General features: G+C 65.0%; 16 protein-coding genes. 6 read left to right on the plus strand and 10 right to left on the minus strand.

The features are described 5' to 3' along the window. Nucleotide 1 precedes the first annotated feature (1 nt). From FJ430_RS12270 to FJ430_RS12280, 3 genes are read right to left on the minus strand one after another with little or no spacing between them, the layout of a single operon-like run. On the minus strand, nucleotides 2-2,824 hold the full coding sequence (locus FJ430_RS12270; protein WP_140703953.1) for a DUF4159 domain-containing protein: 2,823 nt from the start codon (nucleotides 2,822-2,824) through the stop codon (nucleotides 2-4). Further along, nucleotides 2,821-3,738 (minus strand): DUF58 domain-containing protein, encoded by a 918-nt coding sequence (locus FJ430_RS12275; RefSeq protein WP_140703951.1) that lies wholly within the window; start codon nucleotides 3,736-3,738, stop codon nucleotides 2,821-2,823. Before FJ430_RS12275 ends, FJ430_RS12270 begins: the two co-directional genes overlap by 4 nt. Then, complete coding sequence (locus FJ430_RS12280; protein ID WP_140703949.1) at nucleotides 3,738-4,742, minus strand: AAA family ATPase; 1,005 nt, start codon at nucleotides 4,740-4,742, stop codon at nucleotides 3,738-3,740. Before FJ430_RS12280 ends, FJ430_RS12275 begins: the two co-directional genes overlap by 1 nt. 154 nt (nucleotides 4,743-4,896) lie before the next feature. Between FJ430_RS12280 and FJ430_RS12285 the strand changes: the two genes are divergently transcribed. From FJ430_RS12285 to FJ430_RS12295, 3 genes are read left to right on the plus strand one after another with little or no spacing between them, the layout of a single operon-like run. Next, nucleotides 4,897-5,556: a DUF1285 domain-containing protein gene (locus FJ430_RS12285; RefSeq protein WP_140704322.1), complete on the plus strand. Its 660-nt coding sequence runs from the start codon at nucleotides 4,897-4,899 to the stop codon at nucleotides 5,554-5,556. Further along, nucleotides 5,556-6,188, plus strand: a complete 633-nt coding sequence (locus FJ430_RS12290; protein ID WP_140703947.1) for a CoA pyrophosphatase — start codon at nucleotides 5,556-5,558, stop codon at nucleotides 6,186-6,188. The genes FJ430_RS12285 and FJ430_RS12290 overlap by 1 nt, the downstream gene beginning before the upstream one ends. Beyond that, a complete protein-coding gene (locus FJ430_RS12295; RefSeq protein ID WP_140703945.1) occupies nucleotides 6,185-7,453 on the plus strand; it encodes a CCA tRNA nucleotidyltransferase in 1,269 nt (422 codons plus the stop codon). The genes FJ430_RS12290 and FJ430_RS12295 overlap by 4 nt, the downstream gene beginning before the upstream one ends. Before the next feature lie 22 nt (nucleotides 7,454-7,475). Here FJ430_RS12295 and FJ430_RS12300 read toward each other — a convergent pair whose 3' ends face one another. The 5 genes from FJ430_RS12300 to hemF all read right to left on the minus strand — a co-directional run bounded on the left by FJ430_RS12300 (nucleotide 7,476) and on the right by hemF (nucleotide 11,362). Then, complete coding sequence (locus tag FJ430_RS12300; RefSeq protein WP_140703943.1) at nucleotides 7,476-8,456, minus strand: S8 family serine peptidase; 981 nt, start codon at nucleotides 8,454-8,456, stop codon at nucleotides 7,476-7,478. 79 nt (nucleotides 8,457-8,535) lie between these two features. Then, nucleotides 8,536-9,114: a hypothetical protein gene (locus FJ430_RS12305; RefSeq protein ID WP_140703941.1), complete on the minus strand. Its 579-nt coding sequence runs from the start codon at nucleotides 9,112-9,114 to the stop codon at nucleotides 8,536-8,538. Nucleotides 9,115-9,398: 284 nt separating this feature from the next. Beyond that, nucleotides 9,399-9,584, minus strand: coding sequence for a DUF1059 domain-containing protein (locus tag FJ430_RS12310; protein ID WP_008877709.1), 186 nt, complete (start codon nucleotides 9,582-9,584; stop codon nucleotides 9,399-9,401). 344 nt (nucleotides 9,585-9,928) lie between these two features. Further along, a complete protein-coding gene (locus FJ430_RS12315) occupies nucleotides 9,929-10,189 on the minus strand; it encodes a DUF1344 domain-containing protein (protein WP_140703939.1) in 261 nt (86 codons plus the stop codon). Nucleotides 10,190-10,447: 258 nt separating this feature from the next. Continuing rightward, nucleotides 10,448-11,362 carry an oxygen-dependent coproporphyrinogen oxidase gene (gene hemF / locus FJ430_RS12320; protein WP_140703937.1) on the minus strand — a complete coding sequence of 305 codons (915 nt, stop codon included), beginning with the start codon at nucleotides 11,360-11,362 and terminating at the stop codon, nucleotides 10,448-10,450. 122 nt (nucleotides 11,363-11,484) lie between these two features. On the opposite strand from hemF, the gene FJ430_RS12325 reads away from it, so the two are divergent. Further along, nucleotides 11,485-11,742, plus strand: coding sequence for a hypothetical protein (locus tag FJ430_RS12325; protein WP_140645749.1), 258 nt, complete (start codon nucleotides 11,485-11,487; stop codon nucleotides 11,740-11,742). A gap of 181 nt (nucleotides 11,743-11,923) precedes the next feature. Here the strand turns inward: FJ430_RS12325 and soxR are convergent, their stop codons facing one another. Together soxR and FJ430_RS12335 are read right to left on the minus strand one after the other, a co-directional pair. Next, entirely contained in the window at nucleotides 11,924-12,367 is a 444-nt protein-coding gene (gene soxR / locus FJ430_RS12330; protein WP_140703935.1) for a redox-sensitive transcriptional activator SoxR, read from the minus strand. Between the two features lie 148 nt (nucleotides 12,368-12,515). Further along, complete coding sequence (locus tag FJ430_RS12335; protein WP_140703933.1) at nucleotides 12,516-12,974, minus strand: tRNA (cytidine(34)-2'-O)-methyltransferase; 459 nt, start codon at nucleotides 12,972-12,974, stop codon at nucleotides 12,516-12,518. Nucleotides 12,975-13,468: 494 nt separating this feature from the next. Here FJ430_RS12335 and FJ430_RS12340 point away from each other — a divergent pair, with 494 nt between their 5' ends. Further along, nucleotides 13,469-13,885 carry a hypothetical protein gene (locus tag FJ430_RS12340; RefSeq protein WP_226892169.1) on the plus strand — a complete coding sequence of 139 codons (417 nt, stop codon included), beginning with the start codon at nucleotides 13,469-13,471 and terminating at the stop codon, nucleotides 13,883-13,885. 26 nt (nucleotides 13,886-13,911) lie between these two features. Beyond that, the gene (locus tag FJ430_RS12345; RefSeq protein ID WP_140703931.1) at nucleotides 13,912-15,792 is read left to right on the plus strand and encodes an ABC transporter ATP-binding protein; all 1,881 of its coding nucleotides are present in this window, start codon (nucleotides 13,912-13,914) and stop codon (nucleotides 15,790-15,792) included. Nucleotides 15,793-15,800 lie beyond the last annotated feature (8 nt).

Here is a 15,800-nt window from a genome sequence, read left to right on the forward strand (position 1 = left end):
CCTACTGCCCCAGCCGTTCGAGCAGCACGGGCACATGCACCTGATCGGATTTGTAATTGCCGGTCAGCATGTACATCATGATGTTGACGCCGGCGCGCAGCGCATAGACGCGCTGCATCGGATCCGGCGGCACGGTCGGCAGCATCGGGTCGCCGTTCTCGTCGATGGCCCAGGCGCCGGCGAAATCATTGGCGGTGATCATGATCGGCGAGACGCCGTCGCCGGTCCGCACCGGGCGGTTCTCGGTGTTGCTGGCCTCGAGCGAGGCCTCGACCCAGAGCGGGCTGCCATTGAAGCGGCCGGGGAACTCCGGAAGGATGAAGAAGGATTTGGTCAGCACGTGGTCCGACGGCACCGGCTCCAGCGGCGGCACGTTGAGATTGCCGAGGATGTCGCGCAGCCGCTCGGTCGCCGGGCTTGCCGAGCCGGCGCCGATGCCATTCGAGAACTGGTCGCGCGTATCGAACAGAACCGTACCGCCCTGCTGCATATAGGCGTCGATGCGGGCGATCGCCGCCTGGCTGGGCATAGGCGCCGACGCGTCGATCGGCCAATAGATCAGCGGAAAGAAGGACAGCTCGTCCTTGGCGATGTCGACGCCCGCCGGCGGACCGGGCTCAAGCGCGGTCTTCTCGATGAGGAAGCGCGTGAGGCCTTCGAGGCCGGCGCGGCTGATCGAATCGACGCCGGGCTCGCCGGTGATCACATAGGCGATGCGGGTTTTCGAAATGTCGTCGATCGCCTGGGCGTCGCCAGGTTTCGAATCGTCGGCGCGGGCAAGGTCGGCGTGGCCGAAGAGCCCACCGAGCACGACCAGAACGGCCGCGGCGGTTGCTACAGCCCTAGCGCGGCGCGGCCAGCGCGCCAGCAGCCCGCCCATCCAGAACACGGCCAAGGTGTCGAGCACCATCAACAGGAGCGCGATGGCGACGAGCGGCCCTTTGAGGTTTTCCGATTCGTCGAAGGCATAGGGGACGGTTGTCACCGGCAGCGAAACCTGCGGGCGCGCCAGCGGCGCGAATGTGCTCGAAGCGTTGAGAAGATTATGCGCGAACACACCGGTCTCCGAGCCGTAAAGGCCTGGCGGGTTTTCCAGCGTCACCGGCAGCGGACCGGCGCCGGGCACCAGCGGCCGCGCATCGGGCGAGGGCGGCGTCAGCGTGCCGTCGGCGCCGATCATACGGTAGGGCGCGAGCGACGCCGCGGCGGCTTCGGCATTGGCGATCGCGGCGCCCTGGTTGCGCGACAATTGCACGACGCGCCGCAGCATCTCGACGAAGCTGCCGGAGATCGGCAGGTTCGACCAGGTCGCCTCGGGCGTGACATGGAAGAGCACCAGGGTGCCCTTCTCCTTCTTCATGCCCGTCACCAGCGGCGTGCCGTCGGCAAGCGTGGCCCAGGTGCGCTCGACGATGTCGGGCGTCGGCTCGGCCAGAACCTGCCGGCTGACCGTCACCTCGGAAGGCGGTGAAAGATCGGCAAAGGGGCCGTTCTTCGGGAATTCAGTCACCGCCTGCGGCGTCGTCCACGACAGCGCGCCGCCCAGCGCGCGCTCGCCGCTGCGCAGCCTGACCGGCAGGAGGTCGTCGTCATTGCCGGCCGCGGCGAGGCGCGGGCCGGCAAAGCGCATCAGCGTGCCGCCCTTGTCGACCCAGTCGACCAGCCGCTGCTTGACCTGCTCCGGGATGGTGCCGACATCGGCCATGATGATCATCGCCGGCTTCTGGTCGAGAAGCTGCGGAATGGCGTCGGCGAGATCGGCGCTCGACGGCTCGACCAGATCGGCAAAGGGCTGCAGGGCGCGGCGGATATAGTAGAGCGGCGACAGAAGCGGCTGCGCCTGGTCGGCCTCGGCCTGCGACAGAAGGCCGACGCGCCGGCGTTTCGAACTCTCGTCGAGCACGCGCACGGCGCCGGCCTGGTGCTCGCCGTCGAGCGCGATCGAGGCGAAATCGTTGCGCAGTTCGAACGGGACCGCCATCGTGGCCGTGGTCGCGGCCTCGCCCGGCGCGAAGGTCAGCGTCGCATCGGCGATGCGGCGGCCCTTGTCGTCGAAGGCGCCCGCGGTGACCTGCGCCGGGGCCGGATCGCCCGGCGCGCGGATGGCGGTCAGCGCGAAGCCGTCGACCTGGTTGTCGGCGCCAATCAGGCCGGTCAGCGAAGGCCGGTCGGAAATGGCCCAAACCAGCCGTGTCGCGTTCTTTTCGAGCAGCGTCTTGAAAGCGGCCTCGTCGCCTTTGGCGGCAAGGCCATCCGCGAGCACGGCAACGCTGGCGCCGGGCAGGCGCTCCAACGCGGCGGCGACGCGGGCGTAGACGGCGGGCCTGTCGGTGGGGATCGGCCGCGGCTTTGCAGCGCGCAGATGGTCGAGCGCGGCCGAGGCATCGAAGGGGCCGATCTCGGCATTGGGCTTCTCGGCGGTGAAGGCGATGACGACCGGCACGCCGTTCGAGCCGGCGTCGGCGATCAGCCGTTCGGCGGTGGCCACGCGCTTGTTCCAGTCGGCGGCGCTTGCCCAGCCATTGTCGATGACAAGCGCCAAGGCCGCACCTTCCGCCGGCAGTTTTTCGCGCGGATTGAAGACCGGCTCGGCCAACGCCATCACGACGAGCGCCGCCATCAGCAGCCGAAGCAGCGTCAACCACCACGGGCTTTGCTGCGGGGTTTCCTCGCGCCTCAGGACCCGGGCGAGGATTTTCAACGGCGGGAACACTTCCGTTTGCGGCTTGGGCGGGGTGAGCCGCAGCAACCACCAGATCACCGGCAGCGCCAGAAGTCCCCACAGCACCATGGGCGCCCCGAAGGAAAGCGGCAGCCAGCTCATGCGACCGCCTTTCCGACATTATTGCTACCGTCGGCGGTCAGCGCCATGTGGATGCGCACCAGCGCCTCGGAGGCGAGGCGGTCGGTGTGGTTGACGGTATAGCTCCAGCCGAGACGCTTGCACCAGGCGGCCAATTCCTCGCGGCGGGCCCGGTAAAGCAGGCGGTATTCCTCGGCCAGCATCTCGGCGCGGCCGGCGGTCAGCTTGTCGCCGGTCTCGGGATCTGTGAATTCGGTGCGGCCGGCATAGGGGAAGGTTTCCTCGGCCGGATCGGCCACCTCGATCAGATGCGCGCGCACGCCGTGGCGCGCCAGCACGTCGAGCCAGGCCATGATTTCCTCGACCGGATCGAGGAAATCGCTGACAAGCACGATGTCGCAGAAACGGCGGATGGCCGACAGATCGGGCTTGGCGGGAAGCGCGGCGGCGTGGCTCAGCTGGGCGGCGATGCGCTCGGCGCCGTTGCGGGCTGTGAACGGGTCCGTCAGGCCCGGCCAGGCGATGCGCTCGCCGCTGCGCGACAAGAGCTCGGCCAAGGCGAGCGCCAGCACCAGCGCGCGCGATTCCTTGGAAACGCCGGCGCCGGCCGATTTGTAGAGCATGGAAGGCGATGGGTCGGCCCAGAGCCAGACGGTGTGCGCGGCCTCCCATTCGCGGTCGCGCACATAGGTGTGGTCGTCCCTGGCGGAGCGGCGCCAGTCGATGCGCGAGGAATCGCCTTCGACATAGGGCCGGAACTGCCAGAAATTCTCGCCGATGCCGCGCTTGCGGCGGCCGTGCCAGCCGGCGATCACCGTGTTGACGATACGGCGCGCCTCGACCAGCAGGTCGGGGACCAATGAAGCCCGCAACCGGCCACGGGCGAGCGCATCGCGCGTCGCAACCGGTGCCTGGACCTCGCCTATTCGACCCATCAGATGCCTTTTGCCAGCTTCGCCACCACGTCACGCACGGAGGTGCCTTCGGCGCGGGCGGCGAAAGTCAGCGCCATGCGATGCTGCAGCACCGGTTCGGCCAAGGCGCGGACGTCGTCGACCGAAGGTGCCAACCTGCCATCATATAGGGCGCGCGCGCGGGCGCACAGGGTGAGCGCCTGGCTGGCGCGGGGCCCTGGCCCCCAGGCGACGTGCTTGTCCGTCTCGGCATTGCCCTGGCCGGGCCGGGCCGAGCGCACCAGCTTGAGGATCGCCTCGACGACGCTTTCCGGCACCGGCATGCGGCGGATCAGCGTCTGGATTTCCCTCAGTCTGGCCGGCTGCAGCACATTGTCGGCCTTGGCTTCGTCGACGCCGGTGGTTTCGAGCAGGATGCGGCGCTCCGCCTCGATCTCCGGATAGAGGATGTCGACTTGCATCAGGAAGCGGTCGAGCTGGGCTTCCGGCAGCGGGTAGGTGCCTTCCTGTTCCAGCGGGTTCTGCGTCGCAAGCACGTGGAAGGGCGCGGGCAGGTCGTGGCGGGCGCCGGCGATGGTGACGTGATATTCCTGCATCGCCTGCAGCAGCGCCGATTGCGTGCGCGGCGAGGCGCGGTTGATCTCGTCGGCCATCAGCAATTGCGTGAAGATCGGTCCGGAAATGAAGCGGAAGGAGCGCTTGCCGAACTCGTCCTGCTCCATCACCTCGGAACCGAGGATGTCCGACGGCATCAGGTCGGGCGTGAACTGGACGCGGCGCGAATCGAGGCCGAGCACGATGCCCAGCGTTTCGACCAGCTTGGTCTTGGCGAGGCCGGGCACGCCGACCAGCAGAGCATGGCCGCCCGCCAGCAGCGCCACCAGCGTGCGCTCGACGACCGCCTCCTGGCCGAAGATCACCCGGCCGACCGCGTCGCGGACCCTGGAGATGTCTGCCAGCGCCTTTTCGGCTTCGTCGATCATCGCTTTTTCGCTGATCGGGCTTTCCTTGATCATTACGCTCATGCCGTTCGATCCTTGTGGTTGGAAATACCGGCCTGCACTCTCAATGCCGCAGAATGCCGCGATTCGGCTTCGCCTGGCGCCTGTATTCGAACTTAAATCACAGACTTGGACGGACAAGGCTGACAATCGGGACAACAGTGACTATTTCGTGACCATGGCCGAACGCAGCGAACATCGTGAACAAACACCGGGCGAACGGAGTCCGGGCGAGCAGAGCCTGACCGGCGCCACCGAGGCGCGCGGCCTGGAGGCGCTGATCTCGCGCGCGGCGCGGGCCGGCAAGGGGCCGGCGCCGGTCGAGCGCTGGAATCCGGACTTCTGCGGCGACCTCGACATGGAGATCAAGGCCGACGGGACCTGGTTCTATCTCGGCACGCCGATCGGCCGCATGCCGCTGGTGCAGCTCTTTTCCAGCGTGCTGCGCAAGGATGCCGACGGAAAGACCTACCTTGTGACGCCGGTCGAACGGGTCGGGATCCGCGTCGTCGACGCCCCCTTCATCGCGGTCGAAATGAACGTATCCGGGAGTGGGAACGACCAGGTCATCACCTTCCGCACCAATGTCGGCGACGTCGTCGCCGCCGGCCCCGGCCATCCGCTGCGCTTCGTCGACGAAGACGAAACCGGCGGACTGAAGCCCTATGTGCTGGTGCGCGGACGGCTGGAGGCGCTGGTGGCGCGGCCGGTGATGTATGAACTGGTCGAGCATGGCGAGGAGATCGACATCGACGGCAGGGCGATGTTCGCCGTCCGCTCGGGCGGCGAGGTCTATCCGCTCATGCCGGCCGAGAAACTGAAGCGGCTGAGCGCGTGATGGACCAGGTGACGCCGGCGCCGTTTTCGATCGCTGACTTTCGTGCCCGCGTCGCGGCGCAGGCGGCGATCGTCCCTGGCGACGATTTCGGCGACCATCGCTTCAATCCCGGCCATCCCAGGCTCAAACATGTCAAGCCGCTGCGCGGCGCGGCGGTGCTGATTCCGGTGATCGACCGTGCCAAGGGCGCCATGGTGCTGCTCACCAAGCGCGCCGAGAAGCTGCGCAGCCATTCCGGCCAGGTGGCTTTCCCAGGCGGCACGATCGATCCGACCGATCCTGGCCCCGAGGCCACGGCACTGCGCGAGACCTTTGAGGAGATCGGCCTCGAGCGGGATTTCATCGAGATCATCGGCCGCATGCCCGACTATGTCTCCGGCAGCGGCTACCGCATCGTGCCGGTGCTTGCCATCGTGCGGCCGGGTTTTTCGCTGACGCTCAATGCCGACGAGGTCGATGCGGCCTTCGAGGTGCCCCTGAGTTTCCTGATGGACCCCGCCAATCACGCGCGCGACAGCCGTTTCTGGAACGACCTCGAATGGTTCTTCTACGATATGCCCTATGGCGGCCAGCGCATCTGGGGCGTCACCGCCGGCATCGTCCGCACGCTCTATGAAAGGCTCTATGCGTGAGCGCTGAGGTGTCTCTCTCGGGCAAGGCCGATTGGCTGGCCGAAAAGCATCTGCAGAAGCTGCTTGCCGCGCTGAAGGAGGGCGGCGAGGAAGCGCGTATCGCCGGCGGCGCGGTGCGCAACACGCTGATCGGCCAACGGGTCGCCGACGTCGACATCGCCACGACCACGGTGCCCGAGGAAACGATCAGACGCGCCAAGGCCGTCGGCTTCAAGACGGTGCCGACAGGCATCGATCACGGCACGGTCACAGTGGTCGCGGGCGGCAAGCCCTATGAGGTGACGACGCTGCGCGCCGATATCGAGACCGACGGGCGGCGGGCAAAAGTGATTTTCGGACGTGACTGGAAAGCCGACGCCGAGCGGCGCGACTTCACTATCAACGCCCTCTATGCCGAAGCGGACGGCGCGGTCGTCGACCTCGTCGGCGGCATCGCCGACATCGAAGCGCGGCGGCTGCGTTTCATCGGCGACGCGGAGGCGCGCATCCGCGAGGACTATCTGCGCATCCTGCGCTTTTTCCGCTTCTTTGCTTGGTATGGCGAAGGACGGCCGGACGCGGAAGGGCTGAAGGCCTGCGCCAGGCTGAAGGATGGACTTGCGCGGCTTTCGGCCGAACGCGTCTGGTCCGAACTGAAGAAGCTCTTGTCGGCTCCGGATCCCTCGCGCGCGCTCTTGTGGATGCGCCAGGCTGGCGTGCTCACCGCCGTGCTGCCGGAAAGCGAGAAATGGGGCATCGACGCCATCCATGGCCTGATCAAGGCTGGAGAGGATCTCGGCTGGATCGCCGATCCGATGCTGAGGCTGGAGGCGATCGTCCCGCCCGATGCCGTGCGTATGAAGAGGCTTGGCGAGAGGCTGCGACTTTCGAACGAGGATGCCGATCGCCTGCGGCATTGGGCGCTGACCGTTGCGCCGGATGCCAAGGCGACCGAGACCGAACTGGCCAAGAAACTCTATTACGGCGATCGCGACGGCTATCTCGACCGTATTCGTCTGGCGCTTGCCGCCGCGCGGACGCGTGCCGTCGAGGACAATCAGGCGATGATGGAAGCCGGCGGTTTTTCACGCCTGCTCAATTTCACGCTTAAATGGGAAAAGCCGGTGTTCCCGATCAAAGGCGCCGACCTGACCGAGCTTGGAGCGTCGCCGGGGCCCAAGCTCGGCGCCACGCTGAAGAACCTCGAGAAGGAATGGATGGAGTCAGGCTTCACCCTGGAACGCGGCGCGCTGATGGAACGCGCCGCGCAGGCGCTGGAGCTCTAGACGGCCGGAGCGCCGGCGCCAGTCAACGTATCGCCACGGGAGCCAGGGCGCGCGAGAGGCTTGCTTCGCCTTTGCCGTAGATGGACGGGTCGTAATTGACCAGCGTGTCGGTGCGGGCCGTGTTGAGCAGGTCGTTGGTGATCTGCACCGGCGTCGCCTTGGTGAACTTGCTGCCGATGATCGCGGCGTAGCCCGAGATGATCGGCGCGGCGAACGAAGTTCCATAAAGACCGGTCTTGTTGCCCTCGACGCCGACCACCAGGAAGTGGCTCTGCACAGCCGTGTTGGAGCCGGCATAGTCGGAATACCAGGCGAGTTGGGCCTTGTTGGCTGTGGTGCCGTTCGTCGACAATGCGCCGACGAAGATCGCCGTCGATTTGCCGATCAGGGCAAGGTCGAGGTAGTCCTGCTGCCCGCCCGTGACCCCACCGACAGCGACCGCGTCGTTGCCGGCCGCCTTCGAGACGATGGCCGAACCCTTGGTGGCGTAGGAGATGATCGAGGACTCCTCTGGACCCCACCAGATCTGGTTCGTGCTGTAGCCCGCAGTTGTGTACATGCCGTAGCTCAGGTTAAGCACGTTGCGGCCGGCGGCCAGCGGGACGGCCGTGCCCGTCGAGAAATCCTTGGAGCGAATGGTCGCCGCCGGAGCGATCATGCCAGCCTCCTCGCGCGTCCATTCACCGTGCCGCTGGGTCTGCACGCCGATGCCGAAATTGCCGGAAAAGCGCGACGAACTGCTGAAGTCGTCGACCATGGTGATGGTGACGCCCTTGCCCTTGTAGCCGGCTGCCCACGCGGCGCCGACGTCGGGGCTCATCCAGCTCTGTACGGCTTGCGTCGTCCGCGCGGCCGGGATCGTTGCGCTCACGCAGATCGACCCGCCACCATGGCAGAGTGCAGCCATTTCGTCCGGGCTGAGAGCTTCCTGAGCCGATGCCATCGGCGCCGAAAGGATGGCGAGGGCAGCGGCGAGGCCGAACTTCAAGGACTTAACCGACATGTTCATTCTCCAGTCAGACAGAACCAAGACGGACGATCGTGAGTTTCGGGACAAGATGATTTCATTCGCGGCCCTCCGATCAGAAAGTGAGACGGTAGTTCAGCCAGAGATGCATGCTCTCCGGCTTCGCGCTGACCAGATATTTCAGCGTTTCCTCGGGCGCCGTCTCGCCGGCCGCCAGCCGGCAGTTGACGCTGTAGGTTCCGAACTCGCCGTAGTCGGCCTCGCAGGGCTTTTCGGTCAGGTTGCCGCCGATGACCGAGGTGACCGACAGGGACAGGGTGCTGTTCGGATTGGGATGGGTCTGAGCGAGAAAACCAAGCTTGAGGCTCGGCTCGATGCTGTATTTCTCGCCTTGTTCCCCAGTGCCAAATCCCCAGAGAAAGCCGGTATCGGGCGTGATCTGAGTGAGGAAGTCGACATGCATGTCGACCCAGCTCGCGTGATACCAACGGCTGAAGGAGACCCAGCTTCCGCTCTGCAGCTCATAGCCGCCGTTGCCGAGGCCCCTGGCGCGGTCGCTGAGCGGAGAACCCTGATGGATATCGACCAGCGAGGTGGCCCATTCCTGCGCTGTCGCAGCGGACGCCAAGAGGAAGGCGCACGACAGGAGCACCGCCGTGCAGAGACCGCCTCGGATGTCGGATCGCTCGCGCATGCGCGAAGCACCTCGCCCCACCATTCCGGACAGCGCCTTGATGGCGAAGGGCTTCTCGGGCAGCCGCCTCTGGCCGGATCATGCGCGGGAGAATCGCACGCAGACCGTTACCGCCAGGTTACCTAAGCTGTTACGAATATAAGAATTCGCTGGAATTAAGCATAACCAGTGCCTTGGCAGGCGATCGGAGGATCGCCGGCGAAAAGGGCGGGATGCGCCGGAAGCAACGATCCGCCATCGTGCCTGTCGGCCGGTGACGTTTGGAAGCCTGCGATCTGGCCCGATCAGGCGGCGTCGCGAACTTTCTGGATGCGCGAGCGGATCGCCTCGATCATGGTCTCGCGAATAACGGTCTCGCCATGCGTTTCGCGCATATGCTCGACGGCGCGGCGCATGACCTCCGCTTCCTCGTCGGCGCGCGTGTGCCAGTCACAGCCGGGAACCAGCGATCCGCATTGGAATTCCTTCATGACTCTTCCTTTCCTAGCGCGTTTCACCGTTTCACGGAAACGGCGAACCGCCCTATCTCTTTAATTTAACGCAATTCCGGACGGAAAACCGATCACACTTTTCCTGGAATTGCTCTAGCGCGGGTGGTTCGACCTTGGCCGGCCGGCCGCCCCTGATTTTTTTCTTGGCAGTCCGGGAGGGAAACGGCGGCGCGCCTCTTCCGGTTGCTCTGCCGGACTACCATAACACGTGTCGGACGGTTCGGTTGCATCGAAAGTCCCCAATCCCGGAATGGAAGGAAAGGCGGAGCACTATGCCCCGCCTTTCCCCGCTGCCTGAGAACTGGACCTTCAGAGCAAGGTCGTTACTTCATGATCTTGACGGCCTCGGCGATTTTGTTCTTGCCGCTCATGTCCCAGGACACGCGGACCTTCTCGCCGGCCTGAACGCCGGGATCCTTGAAGGCCTTGGACAGCTTGAATGTCGACCCATCGTCCAGAACAAGGCTCATGGCCGTTCCATCAAAGCTCTTGACGGTGCCGGTGGTGTGCTTCACCGCCGCGAATGCGGCGCCACCGGAGGCGAGAAAGGCGGCGGCTGCCGCCGCCACGATAAGCTTGCGCATGGCATGCTCTCCTGGAAACAAGGGCACCCGTTTGATCAGGCACCCTCCTGGTCAGGGCCGTCAAGTCGCGTCAAGTCACGGCCGGCGGAGACAGGTGATCTCCGCTTCGACCGCCGGCGCTTCCCGACCCGACGACCCTAAATAGATCAATTTTTTCAAAAGGATATTAGACGAAAAAGATATCGCCCCTGCCACATTGCCCGCCAAGATTCGGCGAATGGGACAGCAATGCGGCCATGGCCTGGGCTCACCGGATCGTTACGGCCATTTTACCTCGGGCGGCAGGCTGGACAGGATCGAGGCGACATTGCCGCCGGTCTTCAGGCCGAAGATGGTGCCGCGATCGTGAAGCAAGTTGAATTCGACGTAGCGGCCGCGCCGGATCAGCTGTTCGTCGCGCTCGCCGTCGGTCCAGTCCTGGTTGAAGTTGCCCCGCACCAGATGGGCATAGACGACAAGGAAGGAGCGTCCGACATCCTGGACGAAATTGAGATCGGCATTCCAGCCGCCCCTGTCCTCGTCCGAATGCAGCCAGTCGAAGAAGATGCCGCCGATGCCGCGCGCCTCGTTGCGGTGCGGCAGGAAGAAGTACTCGTCGCACCAGGCTTTGAATTTGGGATAGTCGGCGACGGCGGCGTTCTTCTCGCAGGCGAACTGCATGGCGCGATGGAAGGCAATCGTGTCGGGATCGTCCTGGGTTCGGCGACGGTCGAGCACCGGCGTCAGATCGGCGCCGCCACCGAACCACTGGCGCGTGGTGACGACCATGCGCGTGTTCATGTGCACGGCCGGCACGTTGGGGTTCCAGGGGTGGGCGATCAACGAGATGCCGCTCGCCCAGAAACGCGGGTCTTCCTCGGCGCCGGGAATCTGCTTCCTGAACTCGGGCGAGAATTCGCCATGGACGGTCGAGGTGTGAACGCCGACCTTCTCGAAGACGCGACCGCGCATCATCGACATGGTGCCGCCGCCGCCACGGCCTTCGTCGCGCTCCCAGGGGGTCTTATCGAAATGGCCGGGCGACCATGATGCTTGCGGGCCGGTGAGCTCCTGCTCGATCTGCTCGAAGGTGACGCAGATGCGCTCGCGCAAGGCCTCGAACCAGAGGCGGGCCTTCATCTTCTTCTGCTCGATATCGGCCGGCAGGCCCATCGGAAGATCAGGTCTTTCCAATTCGGTCTCCAGTCACAGGCTTCACTTGCCTGACAAATGACTCGTTTTTTCTGCGCGCGATCCCTAATCTCTTGAGGACAAGGGTCAAGTCCTGTCTGATCCAGGTGCAGAGGAGTTCCTTCGTGCGCACCCCGGCAAGACCGCCGCTGGATGGCTTGAAGAAGAGGCTGGAGCGCTCACGGGCTGAGCGCGAAAACCAGCCGCGCGACGGTTTCTTGCGCGAAACCTTCGTGCTGCCGCGCCCGGATGCGCGCCTCAAGGCCAAGGAGTGGTTCGAGCGTTTTCCGAAGCAGGCCTACTGGACCGAGATCGAAAGCTGGTTCGAACGTCCAGGCGACGTGATCGAGTTCACCATGCGGCGGTTGCCGGCGGCCGATTAAGGTGCATTGATATTCAGGTGAGGCCGGCCTGCAAACGGCGGCTTCCTGCGCTTCCGGTGCTCACGTACTTTAAGTACGCTCCGCTCCGGTTCTCGGAAGTCACCTAGTTTGGTCGCTTCGCGCCCGTCTTCGACTCCGGCTCGGCCTGACCTGAATCTCAATGCACCTTGGCGACAGACTGTCAGCGCACCGCCAGCCTTCTCGCCCCCGTCCCCTCCCGGGCCAGCCGGTCTTCCTTGTTCCTCAGCGGGCACTTGTCGATCGACATGCAGCCGCAGCCGATGCAGTCGGTCAGGCCGTCGCGCAATTTCTTGAGCTGGGCGATCTTCTGGTCGAGATCGTCGCGCCAGGCCGTTGAAAGCAGGTTCCAGTCCTCGCGCGTCGGCGTGCGCTCTTCGGGCAGGGACTGGAACGCCTGGGCGATCCCGGCAAGCGAGATGCCGACTTCCTGGGCGACGCGGATTATCGCCACGCGGCGCAGCACGTCGCGGCTGTAGCGCCGCTGGTTGCCCGAAGTGCGATGGCTGCGGATCAGCCCGCGGGCCTCGTAGAAATGCAGCGCCGATACCGCCACGCCGCTGCGCACCGCCACCTGGCCGACCGTCAATTCCCTCACCGGAGCCATTCTCAAATTCCCGCTTGACCTCAAGTTAAGTTGAGCTTGTAGCGAAAGAGTGACGATATGGCAAATGCAGGAGAAGGCGATGTGCGCCTGGGCAAGAATGACGGCGGAAGGGGCAACAGCCCGCGATGGCGAGGAAGCGCAAAAGCTACTAGCTGAGCTGGCGAAGAGCTTCGCCCGCGACCATGGCGACGGACAGCGCGACATTGATGCTGCGCGCGCCCGGCCGCATCGGAATGGTCAGTCGCGCGTCCGCCGCCTGGTGGACCTGATCCGGCACGCCGGCGGATTCGCGGCCGAACAGAAGGATGTCGCCGGCAGCGAAAGCAAAGTCGGTGTAGGCGGCCGTGGCTTTGGTGGTGAGCAGCACGAGGCGGCGCGCGCCGGTCTTTCGCCACTCCTCGAAGGCGTGCCAGTCGGCATGGCGGGAAAGCGCCGCCATTTCGAGGTAGTCCATGCCGGCCCGTTTCAGCGCCCGGTCGGAGAGCGGGAAACCAGCCGGCTCGATGATATCGACGCCGATATCGAGGCAGGCGGCGAAGCGCAGGATTGTCCCGGTGTTGCCGGCGATATCCGGCTGGTAGAGCGCGATGCGGAGACGATCGTTCATTTCCGTATCCTGCTAATAAGTGGCAGATCGGCCACAGGCGCCTGCGGCTTTCGGCGATTTCTGGACTGGCGGGTGGCCATTTTCTGCGAAGTCGAGTATATGCTGACCATCGTCAACCCGAACCGAAGGAGGGGGACCACATGATGACCATGCACTTCCAGCTCCTCTCCGGGGCACCCCTATGCCCACCGGCGGTTTCGGTACGACGATTCTTCTGACACTTTAAGTCCTCATCGCACCGATTCCCGTCGAACCCAGTTTTCGGCCTTCGAAGGAATCTTGCGATGTTTTTCAAACTGCCAAAGGGGCGCCGCGCCCCCGCTGAACGTGTCAAGACCGATGCTTGCCGTCGTGTCAAGAACGACGGTTGCCGTCGTGCCGAGGCTGACGCTCGTCGTCCGGTTCCGGCCGATTCGATCCGCGCCTTGGGCCGAATGCCGGTGGTCGAGGCCGCATCACCCTTTTTAACGCATTTGCATATGGAGGACGGACCGATGTTCGATCCCTACAAGATACCGGGGTCAAGAAGCCTGCATGAGCGCAAGGTGGCTACCTGGGCGTTGCTGATCGGCGAGACCTATTCCTCGGCGGTGCATGCCGAGGAACGGCGCAGGCCGCATCGCGGCATGCTGCCGGACGTCGATTTCTCGCGTGCGGTGCCCGACCACAGCCGGCCCACGCTGGTGCGCCGGATCATCCGTTTGATCCGGCCGGGCGACAGGAACCGGGCAGGCTCCGGCCTTTCGTCAGGAACTTCGGGGCCGTCAGGATCGTCAAACGAACCTGTCGGCGAAATGCCGGCGAAACCCTATATTGCGCGGGATAGGGCCGGCGACTCGGATGATTCCGTGTCGCCGGTCCGCAATGCCGCGCGGCCGCAAAGCCTTGCCCATCAATCCCGCGCCGCGTGAGCGCACAGATAAGTCGAGTGCCTGGAATGTTCCGCTGGTTTGAAAACAGGCTCGATCCGTTCCCCGCCGCGGAGCCGGTCGAGCCGCCGAGGACGCTGATCGCGTTTTGCGTGCACTACACGCGCGGCGCCTGGCCCTACATCGTCGTCGATGCGGTGCTGGTGACGGCGATCGCCTTCACCGAAGTCTGGATGTTCGGCTTCCTCGGCCGCATCGTCGACTGGCTGTCGGCGCAGAACCGCGAAACCTTCCTGCAGACGGAGATCTGGAAGCTCGCCGGCATGGCTTTCGTCGTGCTGTTCGCGCTGCCGGGCACGGTATGGCTGCATTCGCTGCTCAACCAGCAGACGCTGATGGGCAATTATCCCATGCGCATCCGCTGGCAGGTGCATCGCTATCTGCTCAAGCAGTCGATGGCCTTCTACCAGGACGAGTTCGCCGGCCGCATCGCCACCAAGCTGATGCAGACGGCGCTCGCCGTGCGCGAATGCGTGATCAAGCTGATCGACGTGCTGAACTACGTCGTCGTCTACTTCCTCGGCATGTTGTTCATCGTCGGCTCGGCCGACTGGCGGCTGGCCGCACCGCTCGCCGTCTGGCTGGTCGGCTATATCGGGCTCTTGCGCTTTTTCATTCCACGGCTCGGCAAGGTCGGCGAAGAGCAGGCCAATGCGCGCTCGACCATGACCGGCCGCGTCGTCGACAGCTACACCAACATCCAGACGGTGAAGCTGTTTTCGCATGCGCGGCGCGAGGCAACCTTCGCCAGGGAAGGCATGGCGAGCTTCCTCGACACCGTCTACCGCTCGATGCGGCTGGTGACGGTGCTCTACGGCCTGCTCTACATCTTGAATTCGCTGCTTCTGTTCTCCGTCACGGCAATCTCGCTATGGCTTTGGCTGGGGCAGGCGGTGACGATTGGCGCCGTCGCCGTGGTCATCGGCCTTGTCCTGCGAATGTGGGGCATGTCGCAATGGATCATGTGGGAGATGTCCGGGCTGTTCGAGAATATCGGCACGGTGCAGGACGGCATCCAGTCGATCTCGCTGCCGCGCCTGGTCGAGGACAGGCCGGGCGCCAAGGACATCAGTGTCAGCCAGGGTGAGATCCGCTTTGACGACATCCGCTTCCACTATGGCAAGCAGAAGGGCGTCATCGAGAACTTGTCGCTTACCGTGAAGCCCGGCGAGAAGGTCGGCATCGTCGGCCGCTCGGGCGCCGGCAAGTCGACGCTGGTCAATCTGCTGCTGCGCTTCTACGACCTGGAAAGCGGCAGGATCCTCGTCGACGGCCAGGAGATCGCGGCGGTGACGCAGGATTCGCTGCGCGCGCAGATCGGCATGGTGACGCAGGACACCTCGCTGCTGCACCGCTCGGTGAGGGAGAACATCCTCTACGGCCGGCCCGACGCGACCGACGAGATGCTCACCGAGGCGGCGCGCCGGGCGGAGGCGCTCGATTTCATCGGCGGGCTTTCGGACCACAACGGCCGCAAGGGCTTCGACGCCCATGTCGGCGACCGCGGCGTCAAACTGTCCGGCGGCCAGCGCCAGCGCGTCGCGATCGCCCGCGTCATGCTGAAGGACGCCCCGATCCTGATCCTCGACGAGGCGACCTCGGCGCTCGATTCGGAAGCCGAGGCCGCGATCCAGGAGAACCTCTACAAGCTGATGCAGGGCAAGACCGTCATTGCCATCGCGCACCGTCTGTCGACCATCGCGGCGATGGACAGGCTCGTCGTCATGGACAAGGGCCGCATCATCGAGGAAGGCTCGCATGAGGAACTCGTCGCCAAGGGCGGGCTCTATGCGCAGCTCTGGCAGCGCCAGTCCGGCGGCTTCCTGCTCGATGACGCGCCGACCGAGGTTGATGCCAAGGCGCCGGAATCCGAGATGGCAGCTGAGTAACGCGATCG

Origin of the sequence: Mesorhizobium sp. B2-8-5, from assembly GCF_006440675.2 — a bacterium.
Taxonomy (GTDB): domain Bacteria; phylum Pseudomonadota; class Alphaproteobacteria; order Rhizobiales; family Rhizobiaceae; genus Mesorhizobium.

Excerpts from the sequence above, each read along its gene's own strand:
- soxR (WP_140703935.1), bottom strand. The coding sequence starts at position 12,367 with ATGGCTCCGGTGAGGGAATTGACGGTCGGCCAGGTGGCGGTGCGCAGC.
- FJ430_RS12310 (WP_008877709.1), bottom strand. The coding sequence starts at position 9,584 with ATGAAGGAATTCCAATGCGGATCGCTGGTTCCCGGCTGTGACTGGCAC.
- FJ430_RS12300 (WP_140703943.1), bottom strand. The coding sequence starts at position 8,456 with ATGTCGGTTAAGTCCTTGAAGTTCGGCCTCGCCGCTGCCCTCGCCATC.
- FJ430_RS12275 (WP_140703951.1), bottom strand. The coding sequence starts at position 3,738 with ATGGGTCGAATAGGCGAGGTCCAGGCACCGGTTGCGACGCGCGATGCG.
- FJ430_RS12280 (WP_140703949.1), bottom strand. The coding sequence starts at position 4,742 with ATGAGCGTAATGATCAAGGAAAGCCCGATCAGCGAAAAAGCGATGATC.
- FJ430_RS12270 (WP_140703953.1), bottom strand. The coding sequence starts at position 2,824 with ATGAGCTGGCTGCCGCTTTCCTTCGGGGCGCCCATGGTGCTGTGGGGA.
- FJ430_RS12340 (WP_226892169.1), top strand. The coding sequence starts at position 13,469 with ATGTTCGATCCCTACAAGATACCGGGGTCAAGAAGCCTGCATGAGCGC.
- FJ430_RS12305 (WP_140703941.1), bottom strand. The coding sequence starts at position 9,114 with ATGCGCGAGCGATCCGACATCCGAGGCGGTCTCTGCACGGCGGTGCTC.
- FJ430_RS12285 (WP_140704322.1), top strand. The coding sequence starts at position 4,897 with ATGGCCGAACGCAGCGAACATCGTGAACAAACACCGGGCGAACGGAGT.
- FJ430_RS12335 (WP_140703933.1), bottom strand. The coding sequence starts at position 12,974 with ATGAACGATCGTCTCCGCATCGCGCTCTACCAGCCGGATATCGCCGGC.
- FJ430_RS12290 (WP_140703947.1), top strand. The coding sequence starts at position 5,556 with ATGGACCAGGTGACGCCGGCGCCGTTTTCGATCGCTGACTTTCGTGCC.
- FJ430_RS12345 (WP_140703931.1), top strand. The coding sequence starts at position 13,912 with ATGTTCCGCTGGTTTGAAAACAGGCTCGATCCGTTCCCCGCCGCGGAG.
- FJ430_RS12315 (WP_140703939.1), bottom strand. The coding sequence starts at position 10,189 with ATGCGCAAGCTTATCGTGGCGGCGGCAGCCGCCGCCTTTCTCGCCTCC.